19 protein-coding genes are annotated in these 18,848 nt (G+C 44.2%); 9 read left to right on the top strand and 10 right to left on the bottom strand.

Features of this window, described 5'->3' with window-relative positions; all coding sequences use genetic code 11:
* Positions 1–227: 227 nt before the first annotated feature.
* A complete protein-coding gene (locus LAY41_RS05085) occupies positions 228–611 on the top strand; it encodes a VOC family protein (RefSeq protein WP_249094859.1) in 384 nt (127 codons plus the stop codon).
* Here LAY41_RS05085 and LAY41_RS05080 read toward each other — a convergent pair.
* The 4 genes from LAY41_RS05080 to LAY41_RS05065 all read right to left on the bottom strand — a co-directional run bounded on the left by LAY41_RS05080 (position 592) and on the right by LAY41_RS05065 (position 5,511).
* Positions 592–885, bottom strand: coding sequence for a hypothetical protein (locus LAY41_RS05080; protein ID WP_338022930.1), 294 nt, complete (start codon positions 883–885; stop codon positions 592–594). The genes LAY41_RS05085 and LAY41_RS05080 overlap by 20 nt on opposite strands.
* A gap of 161 nt (positions 886–1,046) precedes the next feature.
* Positions 1,047–2,126, bottom strand: a complete 1,080-nt coding sequence (gene bchI / locus LAY41_RS05075) for a magnesium chelatase ATPase subunit I (protein WP_249094857.1) — start codon at positions 2,124–2,126, stop codon at positions 1,047–1,049.
* A gap of 158 nt (positions 2,127–2,284) precedes the next feature.
* Positions 2,285–4,780, bottom strand: coding sequence for a CHASE2 domain-containing protein (locus LAY41_RS05070; RefSeq protein WP_249094855.1), 2,496 nt, complete (start codon positions 4,778–4,780; stop codon positions 2,285–2,287).
* Positions 4,781–5,016: 236 nt separating this feature from the next.
* Positions 5,017–5,511 carry a pentapeptide repeat-containing protein gene (locus LAY41_RS05065; RefSeq protein WP_249094853.1) on the bottom strand — a complete coding sequence of 165 codons (495 nt, stop codon included), beginning with the start codon at positions 5,509–5,511 and terminating at the stop codon, positions 5,017–5,019.
* A 721-nt stretch (positions 5,512–6,232) separates the two neighbouring features.
* Between LAY41_RS05065 and LAY41_RS05060 the strand changes: the two genes are divergently transcribed.
* Positions 6,233–7,228 (top strand): DUF4349 domain-containing protein, encoded by a 996-nt coding sequence (locus LAY41_RS05060; protein WP_249094850.1) that lies wholly within the window; start codon positions 6,233–6,235, stop codon positions 7,226–7,228.
* A gap of 33 nt (positions 7,229–7,261) precedes the next feature.
* Positions 7,262–7,639: a FitA-like ribbon-helix-helix domain-containing protein gene (locus tag LAY41_RS05055; RefSeq protein ID WP_249094849.1), complete on the top strand. Its 378-nt coding sequence runs from the start codon at positions 7,262–7,264 to the stop codon at positions 7,637–7,639.
* A 321-nt stretch (positions 7,640–7,960) separates the two neighbouring features.
* On the opposite strand, the gene LAY41_RS05050 is transcribed toward LAY41_RS05055, so the two are convergent.
* From LAY41_RS05050 to LAY41_RS05025, 6 genes are all read right to left on the bottom strand, one after another.
* Positions 7,961–9,148: an RNA-guided endonuclease InsQ/TnpB family protein gene (locus LAY41_RS05050; protein ID WP_249094846.1), complete on the bottom strand. Its 1,188-nt coding sequence runs from the start codon at positions 9,146–9,148 to the stop codon at positions 7,961–7,963.
* Positions 9,149–9,460: 312 nt separating this feature from the next.
* Entirely contained in the window at positions 9,461–9,667 is a 207-nt protein-coding gene (locus LAY41_RS05045; protein ID WP_249094843.1) for a hypothetical protein, read from the bottom strand.
* A gap of 39 nt (positions 9,668–9,706) precedes the next feature.
* Entirely contained in the window at positions 9,707–9,910 is a 204-nt protein-coding gene (locus tag LAY41_RS05040) for a hypothetical protein (protein ID WP_249094842.1), read from the bottom strand.
* An 88-nt stretch (positions 9,911–9,998) separates the two neighbouring features.
* A complete protein-coding gene (locus LAY41_RS05035; protein ID WP_249094840.1) occupies positions 9,999–10,211 on the bottom strand; it encodes a hypothetical protein in 213 nt (70 codons plus the stop codon).
* Between the two features lie 5 nt (positions 10,212–10,216).
* Complete coding sequence (locus LAY41_RS05030; RefSeq protein ID WP_249094836.1) at positions 10,217–10,450, bottom strand: hypothetical protein; 234 nt, start codon at positions 10,448–10,450, stop codon at positions 10,217–10,219.
* Positions 10,451–10,471: 21 nt separating this feature from the next.
* Positions 10,472–13,303 carry an NACHT domain-containing protein gene (locus LAY41_RS05025; protein ID WP_249094834.1) on the bottom strand — a complete coding sequence of 944 codons (2,832 nt, stop codon included), beginning with the start codon at positions 13,301–13,303 and terminating at the stop codon, positions 10,472–10,474.
* A gap of 377 nt (positions 13,304–13,680) precedes the next feature.
* On the opposite strand from LAY41_RS05025, the gene LAY41_RS05020 reads away from it, so the two are divergent.
* From LAY41_RS05020 to LAY41_RS04995, 6 genes are all read left to right on the top strand, one after another.
* A complete protein-coding gene (locus LAY41_RS05020; RefSeq protein WP_249094831.1) occupies positions 13,681–15,027 on the top strand; it encodes a serine/threonine protein kinase in 1,347 nt (448 codons plus the stop codon).
* A 209-nt stretch (positions 15,028–15,236) separates the two neighbouring features.
* The gene (locus tag LAY41_RS05015) at positions 15,237–15,731 is read left to right on the top strand and encodes a DUF427 domain-containing protein (protein ID WP_249094829.1); all 495 of its coding nucleotides are present in this window, start codon (positions 15,237–15,239) and stop codon (positions 15,729–15,731) included.
* A 232-nt stretch (positions 15,732–15,963) separates the two neighbouring features.
* Complete coding sequence (locus LAY41_RS05010) at positions 15,964–16,227, top strand: DUF7219 family protein (protein WP_249094826.1); 264 nt, start codon at positions 15,964–15,966, stop codon at positions 16,225–16,227.
* 293 nt (positions 16,228–16,520) lie between these two features.
* A complete protein-coding gene (gene dapB, locus LAY41_RS05005; RefSeq protein WP_249094823.1) occupies positions 16,521–17,348 on the top strand; it encodes a 4-hydroxy-tetrahydrodipicolinate reductase in 828 nt (275 codons plus the stop codon).
* Between the two features lie 223 nt (positions 17,349–17,571).
* On the top strand, positions 17,572–18,321 hold the full coding sequence (locus LAY41_RS05000; protein ID WP_249094820.1) for a phosphate ABC transporter permease: 750 nt from the start codon (positions 17,572–17,574) through the stop codon (positions 18,319–18,321).
* A gap of 34 nt (positions 18,322–18,355) precedes the next feature.
* A complete protein-coding gene (locus tag LAY41_RS04995) occupies positions 18,356–18,820 on the top strand; it encodes a DUF29 domain-containing protein (RefSeq protein ID WP_249094818.1) in 465 nt (154 codons plus the stop codon).
* Positions 18,821–18,848 lie beyond the last annotated feature (28 nt).

Raw genomic sequence — 18,848 nt, 5'->3', positions numbered from 1 at the left:
TTCGGAATTATTATGCTAATGTTCCTATTGAACATTTTTGTAGGGACACGGCATCATAAATATGTCGGTTACTCCTTTCCCGCTCTCAAGAATATCTATAAAAGCCGCAGAGGGGCAGAGGGGAAAAAGAATGATAGATAATCTTCTGGCGGGAAGGGAGTATACGAAAATTTAAAATATGCCGTGTCCCTACAGCATATTTAACACGAAAGAACAATTTTTTCTTTATGATCTTTCCCTATACCGACATTTTCGTTACCCTAGCAGCAGTTGAGGTGGAAATACTGATACAGTTTTATACTAAACTGCTCGGTCAAGAACCCAAGTCATACATCCCAAATGTTTACGCTGAATATCACCTTTCTGGTTTGCGCTTAGGAATTTTTAAACCTAGAAATACTGACGGGGAAGAGTTTAACAATTCATCTCAAAGTGGGATGAGTTTGTGTTTGGAAGTCAGCGATCTAGAAAGTGCGATCGCTCATTTTACTTCCTTGGGATACCCGCCTCCTGGAGAAATTATCACCGCCTCTCACGGCAGAGAAATCTACGCTTATGACCCGGCTGGCAATCGCCTCATTCTTCACCAATCTAGTATAATATCAAGTTAAAAACCAAAAAACTGATAATTAAACCCAACACTGCTACCAGTTGCATCACTCGATGATTAATGGAAGGCGCGATCGTTTCCCCCACCAAAATTGATGTAGACGCGCCGACTACGTAGCTCAAGCTTAACCCCAGATACGGCCATTTGTCTGTTAAACCCCAAAGTCCAAGCATTGTCATCGCTAATATCAACATCATTAGCTCAACAAATCGCGGAGGATTGTACTGACTAGAAACAATCAAGATATTCCACCAAAATCGCCAATGTCTCATCATAATTTTGGATTTTGGATTTTGGATTGGACTTACGCAATAACTAAGGTTTTGCCCCCCGACCCCCCAAAGAAAGGGGGGAGAAGAGTCATATTCCCCCAATCCTGTTCTCCCAATCCTGTTCCCCCCTTTCTTTGGGGGGCTAGGGGGGAGAAGAGCGTAAGTTATACTTCTATCCCAAACACGCGGTTGAACGCTTTTTCCACTTTGTAGCCAGAATCGATCGACTCTAGGGGGTCTTTGCGAAGTCGGTGGCGCAAACACAGCGTAATCACCCGGCGGATATCATCTACCAGTACCAGTGTTCGACCTTCAAAAGCGGCTAGGGCTTTGGCGGCGCGGTTGGTCACAATGTCACCCCGCAAACCGTCTACATCCAGTTCAGCACAAACCTCAGAAATTTTCACCCGCAGATCGTAGTCACTTGTCACAGAAGGAAGTAGTTCTTGGGCGTTAACTAGCTTTTGCTGGAGCGCTTCTTGGGTTTCTCGATATTTTTCGAGAAATTCGGGCGGATTTTGATCGAATTCAGATCTTTGTTCTACGATTCGCACTCGCAAAACTGGTTCTTTGACGGTACGGATTTCAGCGTGCATCCCAAAGCGATCGAGCAATTGGGGACGCAATTCCCCTTCTTCCGGGTTACCGGAACCAACCAGAACGAAACGGGCGGGGTGACGAATGGAAATACCTTCCCTTTCTACTGTATTCCAACCGGAGGCAGCGGAGTCTAGCAGCACATCTACCAGGTGGTCATCCAGCAAGTTGACTTCATCAACGTAGAGGATACCGCGATTGGCTTTAGCCAGCAAACCCGGTTCAAACGCTTTGACACCCTCAGAGAGTGCTTTCTCAATGTCGATCGTGCCGCAAACGCGGTCTTCTGTCGCACCCAAAGGCAGATCCACCATCGTAACCTTTTTCTTGGCTATGGGAATTTCCTCCCCGCGATCGACCCGATCGCGCACAGTATCGCTCATTATATCGGGGTCACTGGGATGGCTGTTGAAGGGGTCATTCGCAACAACTTCGATTTCTGGAAGAAGATCGGCCAAAGCGCGGATCGTGGTAGATTTGCCCGTACCGCGATCGCCCATAATCATCACACCGCCAATCTTCGGATCGATTACATTCAATAGCAGTGCCAGTTTCATTTCCTCCTGGCCAACAATAGCCGTAAAGGGAAAAACGACACGGCGGGTCGCCGATTTAACGATAGTTGGCTCAAGAGCAGTCGGACTCATATCAATTTTCGATTTTTTATGCAGTAATCTCGAATTTTAGCTTAAACGGGCAGAAGCCTCCCGCTCTATTTGTACTCAAATGAGCAGTGAGATAAATGCCTGACACTAAAAGGATTTTTGACTTTTGACTTTTGACTTTTGACTTCCGCGCAGCGGCCCTATTGAATCGTTTCACTTTCTGAATCTTCTTGATTTACTACGATTGTGGCATCCAACAACTGAGAGGGTAGAGGATTAGCTTGGTCTGTTAGTAGACTTTTAATCAAGTTATCTGTGTCGCTGGCAGGCATATTTACTAAATCGATATCTGTAGCTACCTGACTGAGAAGGGAGCGATCGAGTTCTTTGAGATCCTTCAGCACAGCTGCTGCTGACTGATACCTGTCGCTGAAGTGATAACACACCATCCGATCCAAAATCTCAGCCAATTCCAGGCTAACACTCGCTAGAGGACGCCAAATGACGCATCCCGTATCGCGATCTTGGGGCAACTGCTGCGGCGAAATCCCGGTAAGCGCCTGAATTCCAATCATCCCCACGGCATAGATATCGCTGGCTGGACGGGGGTGACCGGCCAACTGTTCCGGCGGTGCATAGCCCCGCGTCCCGATCGCTACCGTTGGGTTTTCGGTATCCTCGTTTGAGGAGCTGTGCATCTGTTTGACTGCACCAAAGTCAATCAAAACTAACTGGCTATCTTGTTTTCGTCTAATTATATTGCTGGGTTTGATATCCCGGTGAATCACATGGTTTTGATGGATAAAAGCCAGGATATCCAAAATCCCTTTGAGCAGATCGACTACCAGATACTCACTCACTCGCTTATCCACAGGTAGCTCATCACTTAAAGAGTCTCCCTCTATATATTCTTCAACTAAGTAGAATTCCTCTTTTTCTGCCAGGTAGGCTAGCAGTAGGGGAATCTGGTTGTGCTGCCCCAAAACTTCCAAAATTTTGGCTTCCGTCTCGAATAATCGTCTAGCAACTTGCAAAAATTTGGGATCTCGCCGTGCTGGCATCAAACGCTTGACTACACAAGTAGGATAGCCGGGACGCTTGATATCTTGTGCTAAATAGGTTTGACCAAATCCTCCTTGAGCTAAGACTTTGTTGATTTTGTAGCGTCCGTCCAATAGCGATGAAAACGAGAAGGGCTCTGGCTCTGTTTGTGGAGAGTAGGATTGTGGATGGGGGGAAACGGGAACTGTGGCTGATGAGGGTAAAGCCCAAGTGGCTGATGAAGAAACCGAGGGATTGTGCTTGATCATTGTTGTCAAAAGCGCGATCGTTTCCTCCTGTTCTGCTGAGAGATTTGTGATTTTCTGCTGCTGCTTGTACATTTTGTAGGCGGCGTAAACTACCACAGTTCCGCCACTGGTTATCAACGCTATGACTGGTGGTACTACTGGCACCCATGCCGAGTAAATCAACAAACCATAACAGGTACTAACCAGAACGCCGATCGCACTTACCCCTGAAAGGCCCAGCCACAGAGGATGCCGGAGCCGATCGGCCCCTAAACCACCTACGAAAGCCCAGCCCCAAATCCACAGCGCTTCACCCCACCAAGGCCAATACCATATAAGAGGGCGTCCATCCAGCACTGCACTGAGGATTTGACTGGCTACTTGGGCATGGACTACTACTCCAGGCATTTTCGCGTCTTGCGGTCTAGCGGCGCTGTAGGGTGTATAGAAGGCGTCGTCAATGCTGGGTGCTTGTACTCCGATGAGGACTATGCGATCGCGTACCCATTCTGGACGCACGCGATCGGTTAAAACTTGGGTGAGGGTGACTTCTTGGGCGATGTCTTGGGCTGAACGGTAATTGAGCAGAATTTGATAACCCCCTGTATCTACGCCTTGGTAGCCACCTGCATCGCCGTTCAGGCGGGGAAATACTACTTGCGATTTTAGATTTGGGATTTGGGATTTGGGATTTGGGATTGAAGATTGGGGATGTTCACCCGGATTCACTGTTCTGAGCCCCATGTATCCGCTAGGCTTAATTTTGTAGGATTCAATCCCTGACAAGGCGAGATATTTGCTTGCTAGTTGGAAGCTAAATGATAAGCGTGCTTTGCAATTCCCTTTCCCCGGTGTCACAAATAACAGCGCCCGCCGAATCACTCCATCCGAGTCAACTGCGAGGTCGCTAAAGCCGACGCGGTTAGGTGGAACTGATGAGGGTGGCGCAACGCCGGAATGGTTGATATCGCTGGTTTTGCAAACGGTAATTATGCGATCGCTTTTACCGAGCTGAGTAACTAACCTCTGATGTCCCGGCTGTACCGCCAAGTCGCGATAAATATCCAAACCGATGACACGCGGGTTATATTTCTGAAGCTTTTCTAATAGATTAGCCATTGTGGCATCTGATAACGGCCACTTACCCACTCGCTGGATATCTTCTTCTGTGACGGTGACCACTAAAATACGCGGGTCGGGTTTTTCTGTGGGGCGCGATCGCAACATTTGGTCATAAGCCCCCAATTCCAGCGGTTCCAGTTTGCCAAACTGTCTCAACCCCACAAGCAAAACACTCACCCCTATACTGGCTACAAGTATGGGTGTGAGTGAAATTGGCGCTGCAATGTAACGGCGACGCCAATTAGACAAACGATCGCGGAATTGACTGGAGAACTTAGCCAGCACGGCAACTTTATGCAGAATTTAATTAACTTAATCTATTATGTCGATTTAGAAACTTGAGAATACTTGAAAACTAAGTAACTCAAGTTGCTAGTTACAAATATTGTCGGTTCGATCCCCCCTAGCCCCCCTTTTTAAGGGGGGAACCGGATTCAAAGTCCCCCTTTTTAAGGGGGATTTAGGGGGATCGAAACCCATAAGCTTATAACTAGCAACTTGCGTTAAGTAGCTGAATAATCCTAGCGTATTGTTGCCGGAAGTTGTTCGGGAGTTACGTTTTCGGGAACTCCCGGTAGTGCTTGTCGATCGCGAACAGTACCGTTGGGCATCGTAGTTCCATTAAAAATAGCATTTGTAAAATCTGCTCCTCCCGACTCCTTAGCTTTGGCCCGAAACAGGTTCGCATCTGTAAGGTTGGCATAAGTTAAATCGGCACCGCTGATATTAGCACCAGTCAGCATAGCTTGAGTCAGGTCAGCACCCCTAAGATTGGCACCGCTGAGGTTGGCTCCGACCAGTAGAGTATTCTTTAAGCTAGCATCGCTTAAATCGGCACCGCTGAGATCGGCTCCGCTCAGGTCAACACTGTTCAAGTTAGCCCCACTTAAGTCACACCCCTGACATTCTTTGGTTGTCAGCAACCGTTCAATCGGGCTGACATTCTGGGCTAAAAGCGGCGATGCTAACCACAGTGTAGTCAAAAAAGATACTGTAGCTAGGATCTTTGTTTTCATAATCTGTCTAAATTGTTATTAAACTGAATATAGCAGTCAAAATCAAAGTACACAATTAAGATATCTTTCTATAAGGTTATCCCAAAAGTGGTGAATTGAATATTTTGAGTCTTTCGGAATTATTATGCTAATGTTCAAAATAAACATTTTGTAGTATTAGCACAGATCATCAATATGTCGGTCATACCAAGATTTTAATTTGCTGTGCTACTACGACCGCATATTTGACCCGAAAGAACCAATATTTTTAACCACAGATGAACGCAGATATCCACAGATGTAGATCTAGATTTATGATGATGTATGCAAATATAGCAACCGATGAGTCGGTTAAGCCATAAATCTGGGCTAGGGGCGAAGCATTCGGGTAGTAAATATAAGGTTTTAACCAATAAATTATATGCCCGAATGCTTCGCCCCTACTGCCCTAATCGACGAGAGCGGTTGCTATATCTTTGGGTTCAACCAACAAATTAATACGGTCATGCTTCGCCCCTACTACTGGGTTAAAAAAGCTCGCTCTATGACCGTGAACAGTATAATCGGATTTTTCGGTATAGCTCTAAGTGCATCAAACGAGGAAAAAAGGTTCTAGCACAAGGGTTTGAGGTCAAGCGCCATTTCAATTTTTGTAACAAGCAACATACTTCAGCTAAGATAAGGTTAAATTATTTCTAACTGAGAACTCCATCTCCCCCGATTTACCAAGGAAAAATTTCTTATGAAAAACGAGTTAAAAACTAATAATCCTAAATCCGATCGCCTCCTCAATATGTTGCTGATCGGAACATTCTCCGCCATTGCTCTGCCTAGTTGCAGTCAAAGCTATAATGCCACAAGGGGTAGCTCTCTGCCACAAATTTCAGCAAAAAGTGCGGCAATGCCAGCAGCGGAACCAGCACCAATGGCAGCTATGGACAACATGGCAGACAGCCCAGCGCCAAATGTTGTAGCTTCTGCGGATGGAACTATTGTAGCATCTGCTCCAGCGAAACGATCGCTTCCTCAATTAATCAAAAAAGCGGAATTAACTCTCGTCGTTGGCTCAATTGACAAGAGTATGCGCGAAGTCTCAACTATTATCAGAAAACAGCAAGGAGATTTACTGGGATTTCAAGATAGCCAGCCCATCGATTCTAGCAGCCGTCACACCGCTTCCATGCAAATTCGCGTACCGTCGCCAAAGCTGGACACTACTCTCGACACCTTTGCTAAACTAGGAACGGTGCAAAGTCGTTCTCTTACCGCTGAGGATGTGTCAGATCAACTGGTTGATTACCAAGCGCGTCTGAAGAATCTGCGAAAATCTGAAGAAGCGGTATTGAAAATTCTGGAGCGTTCTGGTTCAATTAGAGATGTGCTGCAAGTTTCCAAAGAACTTAGCAATATCCGAGAGTCGATCGAACGGATTTCCGCTCAATTAAATAACTTGCAAAATCAAGTAGCTTATTCCACAATTACTCTAAATTTGGAAGCAGCCGTTTCTGCCACACCTGCATCGGGAACTCCCGTAGGTTTACGAGTTCAGGAAACCTGGGGACAAGCAACTCATTCTGTGAGCGAACTTACCTTCAACTTGCTGAGTTTAAGTATTTGGTTATTTGCCTTCATCCCTTATCTGTTGTTGATAAGTGCGGCAGGATATGGCTTTTACAGATTTAGAAAAAATAAGACTAATGTTGCCGCACAAAAACCGAATTTACCGCCATCTAGCTAGTCAGAATCTATAGCTTTAGCAATTGAATCTACTATGAACAGTATCACGATTCAAAACTTTGACGATGACCTGAAAAATCGCCTGCAAAAGCGAGCAGAATATTATGGTCGTTCTCTGGAAGAAGAAGCCAAACAAATCCTCCGCGCTGTCTTGACAGAAAACACTCTCGAACCCTTAAATCTTGCCTTAGCTATCGAGCGACGTTTTGCCCATTTTGGCAATTTTGAACTTCCGAATATCGCTAGGGAACCCTTACGCGAACCCCCTAATTTTGAAGACTTACATCAAGGTTTAAAATCATATGAGTATTATATATTTTCAAATATGACTGGGATCGATTACTTCAATTTGGGAACACCAAGAAAAATCCTTGACATTAAAAGTGTAAATACTGGTGACTCGATGAGCTAACATAATTGCAATATGAAGTAAGTCAAAAATTCCCCCATTAGTCACGGGTCGTTCTTCTAGTAAAATCAGCCAACGTTCAAACAGATCGAGCGGAGTTGATAGCAAGCAAATATGAGGCATTTGGCAAATCCGTTTAATGCGGCTAATGGCTTCTGTTGGCTCAATGGGTGTTGCTAAGATGGCAGGATTGGTAATATAGGATTGACATCCTCCCACCACTAATTCGGAGTACCGAATATAGTGGGGGATTCCCAAGAATTCTTGGTTCGCAGTTCATCGAGCCAACTTAGAGCAAGAACGTCTCCGTTCTTAAGCCAGAGGTTAGTTTCTCCCTGCGATGAAAGAGCTTTTGGCTCCAGATTCCGTATGCCCTACGGTACTGTTGAAATATTCAGCTAACAGCTTGAATCCTTTTGCCAAAATGTTTTTTGCGGCATTGTGGTCGCGATCTAAAACCGTGCCACACTGGCTACATCTATGCGTCCTGGTGCTAAGAGTTTTCTTCACTTTCGCTCCACAGCACGAACAATCAACAGTCGTGTTGCGAGGTGGAACAGCGATAACAATGACACCGTGAACCTTGGCAAAATATTGAAGCCATTGAGTGAATTGATACCAAGATGCGTCGCTAATAGACTTAGCTAAATGGTGATTTTTCACCATGTTTCGTATCTTCAAGTCTTCGTAGACAATTAGGTCGTTAGATCTAACTAGCGCCAGAGCATCTTTACGAGCCTTGTCTTCACGCTGTCTACTTACCTTGAGATGTTGTTTGGCTAAAGCCCTGCGAGCTTTATGGTATCTATTAGACTGCTTTTTGCCCCTGATATGCTTCTTAGAAACCCGGCGTTGCAGCATCTTGAGGCGACGTTCGGACTTTCTCAGATATCGAGGGTTATCGACAGTATTTCCATCAGAATCGGTGTAGAACTCTTTAAGCCCTAAGTCGATTCCCGTCATTTTCCCTTGAAGCTCATGCTCCTCTTTTCTATCCCAGTCCACTAAGAACTGAGCGTAGTAGCCATCAGCACGTCTGATAACTCGAACCCTAGAAATTTGTTTTTCTGAGTACCAGACCAAATCCCTAGAACTCCATAAGTTCATCGTTCCTACTTCAAAACCATCGGTGAATGTTATCTGTCTTCTATCAGCAGATAATTTCCATCCACTATTTTTGTACTCAATGGAACGGCTGAACTTCTTGTATTTGGGGTAGCCTTTTTTACCAGGCTTACCCAATCTACAGTTTTCATAAAAACGCCCAATTGCAGACCACGCTCTATCAGCATGAGCCTGTCTAGCTTGAGAGTTAAGCTTCTTCGTCCAAGGGGTTTCCTTGTTTTTGGCTAGTACCGAGCAAAGCTTTTGGAGGTCGTTCCTAGTGACTCCTTTGTTATCTTCCCAATATCGCAGACAAGTGTTGCGGATGAATTGTCCGGTGCGGATTGCTTCATCCAGCTTACTGTACTGTGATTGAGTTCCTTTTAACTTTGCTTCTATTACTAACATGGTAGAATGATACCACATTTTACCCAACACAAACACGGGTAGAATTATAATGATTCGCTATCGCTCAATTGTTAGCGGGTCGGCATTCATCTCACCGCTAAATCATCGGGGGTACTCGCTACGCGAGGGTAAATCCCCCTCGGTTATAGCGGGAGCCTTCTGCCGACATTAAGGTAAAATTCTGCTAAAACTTGTGATGAAACGCATAAAATTTCTGTTTCACTGGGTCGAAAGATTTTTAATGCAGCCCTGTGTTGAGGTGCTTTAGTATTAGCAACGTAGGCGAGAACGTTAGTATCGAGATAAATTCGTTTAGGTTCTGTTGCCATAAAGTATACTACGATTAAAGGGTTGGAGAATTTCGCTTTCAAAAAACAACGGAGTTGGATCGAATTCTGATAGTTGTTCTTCTGTTAATCGTTTCTGATGCCTATTGCTAGCTCTAAATGTGTCTATCATCGCATAAATCTGCTCGATTTGTTCAGAAGTAAGTCCGGTAATATCAAGAGTTTTAGTCATTTTGGGTTAGGATTAAGGTTTGCCGATATTCTAGCTTAATTATGGCTTCTCGTCTTCCGATTCCGGTACAGACTCATCACCTTGGCGAATCGCTCGTCCGTAAGCCAGTACCTCCTCAAAGGCGGGTTCGTCTTTGAAAGATCCTGTAATTTCTTGTAGCCAATTTGTCGATTGAGGATTGGCCACTTGTTTCTGCAATTCGGTAATTGCTGCTTCTACTGCTGCCATCCGTTCTTCTCGCATAGGTGTTGGTTGCCATTGGAGTTTCTCCTAATGAATTGTTTTTGTTTGAAGGATTAGCCGATCGCTTTTGAGGGTTTCTGAGTTTATTTTAGAAGCAGGTAGCCAGAGCTTGTTGGAGGGGTTCAGATACCTCAATGGGCATAAAATAACGGCTAGGGTATAAATAATCTTCCCCCGATTCATCAATGACGCGAATCATTTGATGATTGTTGGCTTGAGGGTCGGGTAAAACTCGATAAATTTTGCGAACTTCTAAGGAAGCTGAATAATCTGTGTTATTGATGCAAACGGCGAATTCCATAAATTTCACTCCAGAATATATTTGATCTTAAATTCTTTTTTACCGATTCCGTGTGCTTCGTACCAGTGGATTTCTGCTTCACACACTGTTCCATCTTCGAGTTGGATAGTGGCGATACCTTTTAGCTTGCGCCAGCGTCCAGAGCCATAGGCTTTTTGCAATCGTTCGAGTTCTCGAATTGAGCGATTAACGGCAATGATTTCAATGTCATGTATTTCTCCTATAATTTCAAAGTTCAATTTAGTTTTACTCCCAAAATTTTACTCTTTTTGGATTTCTAGGTTAGCGAAATGTTCTTGAACTAGGCGATGGATGAAGCGGTAGCGGTTGCCGACTCGTTGCAGGATCAGGCGTTCTGTACAGTAGTCGAGGAAGCGGGTGATGTTCCAAGGCATTTGACCAGTCAAACCAAGTAGGAGACGAAAGACAAAGTATTGAATTAATCTAGCACCACCTCCCCAAACAATTCCAAAATATAATGCTGAAATTAGTGGAATTAATAATATATTATTTGCTATTAAATTAACCAAACCAAGAACAAAGTTAGAGTTTAGTAAAACTAATATTTTTGTGTTAGGTAAAATATCGTAATTAATCCACTTAAATAATAAGGCAATAAAAACAAAGTAAATAAAATCAAAAACTGTATTTAAAACACTGGTTAATATATCTTTTCTGATTCGCGATAAATCATTAAATATTTTATCTAAAAACACTTTAAGCCAAAAAACAGGAAAAATAAATATGACAATGATAACAACTAATATCCCTGCTAGAGAAATTCCTGCCAATTGTAATACCAAAGCAAAAATTAAAAACAAAATCAACCAAATTTTATAATATTGTATATGTAAATTATTCCAACCACCTTTCTTTAGCAATGTTTCAATTTTCTCATCTACAATATTGAAAGGTAATAATGGGTAAAAACAATCTGTATATAAAAACGTATATAACAGTATTCTTAGCAACTTTGATTGAACGCTAAAAATATCAAAAGACAAAAAATAAATCAGAGGCAAACAGAAAATGTAAAACATAGCACAAGAATGATAGCTTTTATTATTTGACCTAAAAAAGTCTTCGGGAACTATATTTTCAACAAAAAAATCAAATTCTCCTTTTTGAGTTAGATAACGAGCAATCAATATAAGTCTTTCTTGAGTTTTAATAAAATCATTTTTTTTAAATTTATTACAAGGCTTTTTGAACTTTTTATTTATTTTTTCAACTCTATAAGTTCCGAGCAAATAATCAATACAATTTTGCTCAGTATTACAATTCCTCCACTCATCAACATCAATCTGCTGATAAGCAATACTCGTAATCGCCAAAAATAAAGGTTGACGAATGAAATTGACAATCCGATCGGAATCTTTAATGCTCTCCCAGAAATCCCCAAGTTTGACACTCGCGAAATAATTCTGAATTTGCTCTACCGTTAAATCTTCCAAACAAATTGCATTATTTAAGTGCAAATCCTCCTTGTAATTTTCATACTCCTCCTTGCGACTGCATACCACCAAATGCAGAGGAGAAAACTCACTGTCTAAAAACTGATTAATTGCCCGAACACACTTCGCCTGACGTTCCGATGACAACTCATCTAAACCATCCAAAAGCAGCACTAATTCCTTTTCCCGAATCCACTGCTCTCCGATTTCTTGACTTACTCCCTTACTCCGAAGCTGAGAGAGAATCCACTCCTCGATTGAAGGATCGTATTTTTCCTTATTCCAAACATCTGGAAACTTTCTTTTTGTAACTGTCTGCCATGCCGAAAGCTCTAAAATTACCGGGATAGGTGCATCGCTATCCGTTTCGGCACGCTTAATCAAGGCTTGGGCTAACTCTAACAACGTCGTGGTTTTCCCACCTCCCGGTTTACCCAAAATCAGAAACTTACCGTTAATAGCTGGGTTTTCAAACACCTCTAGAATGCTTGTTTCTGAGGATAACAGAAACGATCGCTGTTCCCCCACCTTCACCGAAACATCCCAAGGGCGTTGCACCTGTTCGGGTTGCTGTTCCTTACCCAAATTCAGCAAAACCGCATGGTGTAACGACTGTGCTAAACGGCTTTCAACTTCAGTCCGCATCTGAGACAACAACGCCTGACGGTGGCGATACTCCTGTTTCGATAACTGCCGTCCCCTCGGTGCTTCCAGTCTCGTCAGCTTTTCATCTAAAGCATCTAGCCTTTTCTCTAAATTCTGTAACAATGCGGTGATATTGGTTTCCATCACTCCCAACTGTTGACAGACTTCGGCAAAACCAGAATCTATATCTTGGGAAATTTGCCAAAAAAATGCCTGCTGCTGGGCGACGGTTCCCCGTAACTGGGTTTCTAGCTGCTGGAACTGTTGGAGAATTTGCGTCAATTCGGCGGCGTTCACCGCCAAATTGGTGTTTCGCAGTTGTGCCAGTTCCGCTTTCATCCCCGTGAGTAACTGCAAGGTTAATCCGGCAAAGGCTTTCCCATCTTTTACAAAGTCTTCTTTGAGGGTTTCTCTTAAAGCTTTGGGGAAGGTGGTATGCAGTAATTCGGCTACTTGGGGATAGACTTCTGGCGGGAGTTGAAAGCCACCCCCTTTACAGGCTGCCATGTTTAAGCGGATGAAAATATCCTGCCATTCTTGGGGGGTGAGGTTGCCGTCTTGGGTGAGGCTGTATTCTTCCGGGGTGAGGAATTGGTCGAGTTTGGCTTCTCTGAGTTGAGGGTAGCGTTCCTGGGTGAGTTCCTGTTGGGCAATTTTCACCCAATTATTTTTGGCTTGGATGGCGATTTTTTCTAGGTTGTCGTGGGTTTTGTCTCGGTGTTGTTTCGCGGCTAGGGTGATGACGGCGGCTATGGCTTTTCCCACTGCTTTCGTTAAATCTTGATTCTGTAATGATAAGCGATCGCCCTCTTTCCCCTGAGTTAAAGCATCGATCGCATTAGCAGTATTTCCAGCAGCTACACTGGCTAAAGCTGTCGCTAAGATTGTCCCCCAAACGATCCCATCCCCGGCGAGGAATGGCGGAAACGCCAAGCCACCTAATACAATTGCGCCACCAACGGCTAATTTAACTAGCGATCGCGTAACACCCATACGCCCTTCATCCCGGCATTGTTTGATTTCTAGGATAAACGATCCATAGAGCGAGCAACTGAAAAGAGCAGTATTTAAATATACAAGTCTTCAAGGGCGGCTACCACCGCCCCATCGAACCAAACACCCAACCCTTCTGCTCTGCGTCCCTTACGCCTAGATCCTAATATGTAAGGATGCTAAAATATTTCACAATTAGTGCCTGCTCTCATATCTAGTAGCATAGTGGCCTAAAAATTCTCTCATATCTGCGTTTATCTGCGTTCATCCGTCTTCATCTGCGGTAAAAATTTAACTAACGATAACAACAGACAATTTCAGGATATCGCTCACGTACTGCCGATGCAGTTGACGCCCAATCTAAAATCTAAAATCTAATGGAACTGCTACACCAACCAGGAGATGCTCTAGCTCAACGATATCAAATTGTAGATATATTGGGACAAGGTGGAATTGGGATAACCTACGAAGCCATAGACTTGCGGACGAATCAGCGGGTGGCACTCAAAGAGTTATCGTTGCGCCGCATGACTGACTGGAAAGTGCTTGAATTGTTCGATCGCGAAGCTAAGACTTTATCTGGGCTGAACTATCCCTGTATCCCTCGATATTTAGATTATTTCCAGGTCGATACGCCTGATGATAGACGATTTTACCTTGTTCAAGAATTGGCAGAAGGACGATCGCTCTCATCCCTAGTCGAAAGCGGTTGGCATACAAACGAAAACGAAGTCCGGCGTCTGGCTGAGCAAATTCTGGAAATTCTCATCTACCTACAAGAGTTTACCCCACCAGTCATCCATCGGGATATCAAACCCCAAAATATCATCCGTAGGGAAGATGGACAAGTTTTTCTAGTTGATTTCGGTGCGGTGCAAGACACCTATCGCCACACCATAACGCGGGGTAGCACCGTCATCGGCACATACGGCTACATGGCACCGGAACAGTTTGGGGGACAAGCTTACCCAGCAACGGATTTGTACGGATTGGGAACAACTCTACTATTTTTGCTGACGCACCAATTCCCAGCCGATTTACCCCAGTATCGTCTTAAAATAGACTTTCGCGACGTGGTGGAAATTTCACCTGAGTTTGCCGATTGGTTGGAAAAAATGCTCGAACCAATACCGGAAGATAGATTTTCTTGTGCGAAAGACGCTCTAGCAAACCTGCGCGGCGAACATACCAGTACCATCCAAAAGCGGCGTCAGCCAGCGGGGAGTCGCATCGGGTTGAAAAACACTCTTGGACGACTTGTGGTGGAAATACCGCCTGCTGGGTGGCGATTCCAGAACATTTCCTGGTTGGGGTTTGCGTTAATTTGGAGCGGTTTCTTATTTTTCTGGACTGCTGGAGCGATCGCAGTTGGGGCTTATTTGTTTTTCCCTCTGCTTTCCATTCCCTTCTGGATTGTCGGACTGGGTATGTTGGGAGGTATCCTGTTTAGTGTAGCGGGTCGGACAAGGTTGGAGATCGATCGGGTGAAGTATTTCCGGTTGCAGTGGAAGTTATTCTGGTTCAGCTATGAAGTTAAAGGAAAGACAGCGGATATCGATCGCATTGAACTCAGCAATAATTACGAAGTAAACGACAAACCAGTCATGGCTTGTACCCTGGTAGAAGGCTTGCGTACTCATCGTTTCGGTTCTTGGCTGGCGCAATCAGAAAAAGAGTGGCTAGTTGACGAAATCTCTACTTTTCTGCGAAAGCCGCTACTCTAACAGTAAAGATATCCAATCCACTTTCAGACTCAACTTAATTGAGCGATCGCATTGCGGGATTAATCTTAATTCACTAGCGAAACGTTAATTCCGCAATGCTAATGCCTACGGCACGCTTTGCGCGTTCGCCCCTACATAATCTTTTGGCGGGAAGGGAGTAAGTTAGTAGATTACCGTACCAATCCAAAATCCTCTCATCCAAAATCGATATGAACCGCCAGCGCATTCAACCAGAGCCAGGTCAAGAATCAGTCTGGGATTACCCGCGTCCGCCGCGTCTAGAAGACTCAGCAAAGCACATCCAGATCGTTTTTAACGGCATCGCAATTGTGGATACCCATCAAGCCAAGCGGGTCTTAGAGACCAGTCATCCACCCAATTACTACATTCCTCCCAGCGACATCAAGATGGAATACTTGCTCAGGCAAAATCGCTCCAGCTTTTGCGAGTGGAAAGGTCAAGCAGGTTACTACACAATTATCGTGGGTGACAAACAAGCGCCCTTTGCTGCCTGGTTCTATCCCGACCCCACCCCCGCCTTTGCGCCAATCAAAGACTACGTGGCTTTTTATCCCGGTTTGATGGATGTTTGTTATCTTAATGGTGAAAGGGTGCAACCTCAGCCCGGTGATTTCTACGGCGGCTGGATCACCAGCGACATTGTAGGGCCGTTTAAAGGTGCGCCAGGAACGTGGGGCTGGTAGATATAGCAAAAGTCAAAAGTCACTCATTCAAAAGTCAAAAGTGAAATGCTTGCTGTGAATTGGTTCTGCCGTTTTAGGATGTCCTAACTACCTTGGCGGTTGCTATAAGGGCAAAACGGAAAATTTGGCAATAGGTAAGCTACTAAATATCCGTATACTATCGGATACAAATCCTGACAAACAGGGTCTATAACAGAAGAATGTTTCATTAAATAATATCCTGGAGGGAGCCATGAACGATCGCTCCAATTTTCTGTACCCCCGTAGTCGCTACTACGGCCAAGTGAAACCAGAAAATTTGGTTTTTAACGCCAATTTGCAAGAATTCGCCCAGCGGGTGAATTTTATCTGCTCTTTAGAAACGGGTGGAAAGCTCTCTCCAGAAGAAGCTTATAAACAAGTTAAGAAACTCTGGAAACAGCTCAAACGCACTAAAAAGCAACTTGGCATCGGTGAAAAGCCCTTCAATCCTGAAGACGAAACCCCTTTGGGATAGAGGGCTAGCACCGATTCAGTAATGGTAGGGGCGAAGCATTCGGGCAGGAAATCTAGGGTAAGAGCGATAGATTTTCACTCCCGTTTGCTTCGCCCCTACAAGCTAAAAACGCACCGCCAAGTATTACTGAATAGGTGTTCTAGGGGCTAGGGGCAGAGGGGAAGAGGGGGAGTGGGCAATAATTCGTTCCTTTTCCCCTTTTTCTTTTGAATGAGTGACTTTTGACTTTTCTTGCTCCATTCCCTAATTCAATCTAAAATCTAAAATCTAAAATCTCTTGTCCGTTTTCAATCATGCCGAATCAATCTCCTATCCCAGTTGTGGTCAACGGTGCTGCTGGCAAAATGGGCCGCGAGGCGATCAAAGCTATTGCTGCGGCACCTGACATGACGCTGCTGGGTGCGATAGACCGCAATCCAGAATTTTTCAATCAAGATGCTGGAGAAGTGGCTGGATGCGGCCCGCTGGAAGTTCCGATCACCAATCAGTTTGAACCGATACTGGCGATGGCCGCTCAGGAAAAAGTGCTGGGCGTTATGCTGGATTTTACCCACCCCAAAACGGTTTATAATTCGGTCAGATCTGCGATCGCTTACGGTGTCCGCCCCGTCGTCGGCACCACTGGCCTGAGCCCCAAACAAATTGAAGAATTGGCCGAATTTGCCGATAAAGCCAGCACTGGTTGCCTGGTTATCCCCAATTTCTCGATCGGCATGGTTTTGCTTCAGCAAGCTGCTATCCAGGCGTCGAAATACTTTGATTACGTAGAAATTATCGAACTCCACCACAATCAAAAAGCAGACGCCCCCAGCGGTACAGCTATTAAAACCGCTCAAATGCTCGCAGAAATGGGCAAAACCTACAATCCACCTTCTGTTACAGAAGAGGAAAAATTACCGGGCGCTAGAGGCAGTCTCGCAGATGAGGGTATTCGCATTCACAGTGTGCGCTTACCCGGTTTGATCGCTCACCAAGAAGTGATTTTTGGTGCTACTGGTCAAGTTTACACCCTCAGACATGACACGAGCGATCGCACTTGCTATATGCCAGGAGTGCTGCTGGCAATCCGCAAGGTCACCGAACTCAAATCGTTAGTATATGGTTTAGAAAAGATATTGTAGGTGACTGGGGAGTGGTCAGTTGTCAGTTGTCAGTTGTCAGTTGTCAGTTGTCAGTTGTCAAGAAAATTGCTCCTCTGCTCCTCTGCTCCTCTGCTCCTCTGCTCCTCTGCTCCTCTGCTCCTCTGCTCCTACTCCCCTTTTTATTTTGAATGAGTGACTTTTGACTTTTCTTGCCCTATTCTCCATTCAATCTAAAATCTAAAATCCAAAATCTAAAATTTATATGCTAGTCCCATTAACGCGCAAAAAATTTGAACAACTCATTCCTTTCATCGCCACAGCAGCCCAGTACAAATATTGCTGGGGTAATGCAGCCGAGTTTTTAAAGCGGGTGTTAATTTCTTTGGTGAGCGTATTGCTACTTTATTTGATAACGAGCTTGTTAGGAGAGGCATTTGCACCAATAATTCTTTTAGTAGGAATTGTCAGCGGTATGTACTGGCTCTGGGGGCCAGTTTTATGGGCGAGTTTGCGTAATATTGAATGCCGAAGTTCCCGGTACAGCGCTTTTTGGCGCGGTCAGGTGTTAGATGTTTATATAAGTGAAGAATTAGTTGGCACCGAAGAAACAGTAAATAAGCGCGGCGAATTGATGATAGTGGAAAACCGGGAGCGAAGGCTGACTCTAGAAGTTGGGGATGAAAATGGTTTTCTGACTAAGTTGCAAGTCCCTCTGCGACGTTCTCACCAAGCGATCGTTACAGGAGAATGGGCTGAAATGGTGGTAATGTCTAATCGACCCGATATGAGTCGGATTAGCAATGTCACCGATATTTACCTTCCTGAACTTGATGTGTGGGTGAGTGACTATCCTTACTTACGGCGAGATGTATTTATTGATATGAGCAGTCGGTTAGAAAACGATCCGGAATCGGAACAACCGCAGAGAAACAAAAAGCGATCAACCAAGCAAGAACCGAGATCTGGTTCTACTAAAACTCGTAGAGTACCGAGAAGAAATGATGATTGGTAGAATACTTAATGTCAAATAGTACAAAGGAAACGAAATGAGCGTTATTGATTTAAAAACCCTTTATGAAACTGACGATTTAGAGTGGTTGGAGTCCACCATAAAATTACTCAAGAACCGTCAGTTTAATGCTTTAGATTTAGATAATTTAATTGAGGAGTTGTCAGATTTGGGTAGTGAGAAAAGAAATACTGTAGTTAGTCTGTTAAATCAAATTATCAGACATTTACTGTTGCTTGAGTATTGGAAAAATGAAGCAGAGCGTAATACAAACCACTGGCGAAGTGAAATTTATAGCTTCCGCGATCAATTAGATCAAAGGTTGACAACTAACTTACGAAACTATTTACAAGAACATTTACACTTTATCTACAAGCGTGCGCTTGGTTTTGTCAAAGAAAAAACTGGAAACTCTGCTAACTTCCCTACAGAATGCCCTTACACACTTGACCAATTACTTGATTTAAATTGGTTCCCTGAGCAACTTCCTCACATTGACTAGGTTCCTAGCTAATGCTGCAAATTAGGTT

This window comes from Argonema galeatum A003/A1 (assembly GCF_023333595.1).
GTDB lineage: Bacteria > Cyanobacteriota > Cyanobacteriia > Cyanobacteriales > Aerosakkonemataceae > Argonema > Argonema galeatum.
This window is presented reverse-complemented; position numbering and strand designations above follow the sequence as displayed.

Bases quoted from the DNA above. Each gene is read 5' to 3' on its own strand.
- LAY41_RS05015 (WP_249094829.1), top strand. From the start codon at position 15,237: ATGAACCGCCAGCGCATTCAACCAGAGCCAGGTCAAGAATCAGTCTGG.
- LAY41_RS05080 (WP_338022930.1), bottom strand. From the start codon at position 885: ATGATGAGACATTGGCGATTTTGGTGGAATATCTTGATTGTTTCTAGT.
- LAY41_RS05050 (WP_249094846.1), bottom strand. From the start codon at position 9,148: ATGTTAGTAATAGAAGCAAAGTTAAAAGGAACTCAATCACAGTACAGT.
- LAY41_RS05000 (WP_249094820.1), top strand. From the start codon at position 17,572: ATGCTAGTCCCATTAACGCGCAAAAAATTTGAACAACTCATTCCTTTC.
- LAY41_RS05040 (WP_249094842.1), bottom strand. From the start codon at position 9,910: ATGCGAGAAGAACGGATGGCAGCAGTAGAAGCAGCAATTACCGAATTG.
- LAY41_RS05035 (WP_249094840.1), bottom strand. From the start codon at position 10,211: ATGGAATTCGCCGTTTGCATCAATAACACAGATTATTCAGCTTCCTTA.
- LAY41_RS05010 (WP_249094826.1), top strand. From the start codon at position 15,964: ATGAACGATCGCTCCAATTTTCTGTACCCCCGTAGTCGCTACTACGGC.
- LAY41_RS04995 (WP_249094818.1), top strand. From the start codon at position 18,356: ATGAGCGTTATTGATTTAAAAACCCTTTATGAAACTGACGATTTAGAG.
- LAY41_RS05020 (WP_249094831.1), top strand. From the start codon at position 13,681: ATGGAACTGCTACACCAACCAGGAGATGCTCTAGCTCAACGATATCAA.
- LAY41_RS05060 (WP_249094850.1), top strand. From the start codon at position 6,233: ATGAAAAACGAGTTAAAAACTAATAATCCTAAATCCGATCGCCTCCTC.
- LAY41_RS05085 (WP_249094859.1), top strand. From the start codon at position 228: ATGATCTTTCCCTATACCGACATTTTCGTTACCCTAGCAGCAGTTGAG.
- LAY41_RS05045 (WP_249094843.1), bottom strand. From the start codon at position 9,667: ATGACTAAAACTCTTGATATTACCGGACTTACTTCTGAACAAATCGAG.
- dapB (WP_249094823.1), top strand. From the start codon at position 16,521: ATGCCGAATCAATCTCCTATCCCAGTTGTGGTCAACGGTGCTGCTGGC.
- LAY41_RS05055 (WP_249094849.1), top strand. From the start codon at position 7,262: ATGAACAGTATCACGATTCAAAACTTTGACGATGACCTGAAAAATCGC.
- bchI (WP_249094857.1), bottom strand. From the start codon at position 2,126: ATGAGTCCGACTGCTCTTGAGCCAACTATCGTTAAATCGGCGACCCGC.
- LAY41_RS05065 (WP_249094853.1), bottom strand. From the start codon at position 5,511: ATGAAAACAAAGATCCTAGCTACAGTATCTTTTTTGACTACACTGTGG.
- LAY41_RS05025 (WP_249094834.1), bottom strand. From the start codon at position 13,303: ATGGGTGTTACGCGATCGCTAGTTAAATTAGCCGTTGGTGGCGCAATT.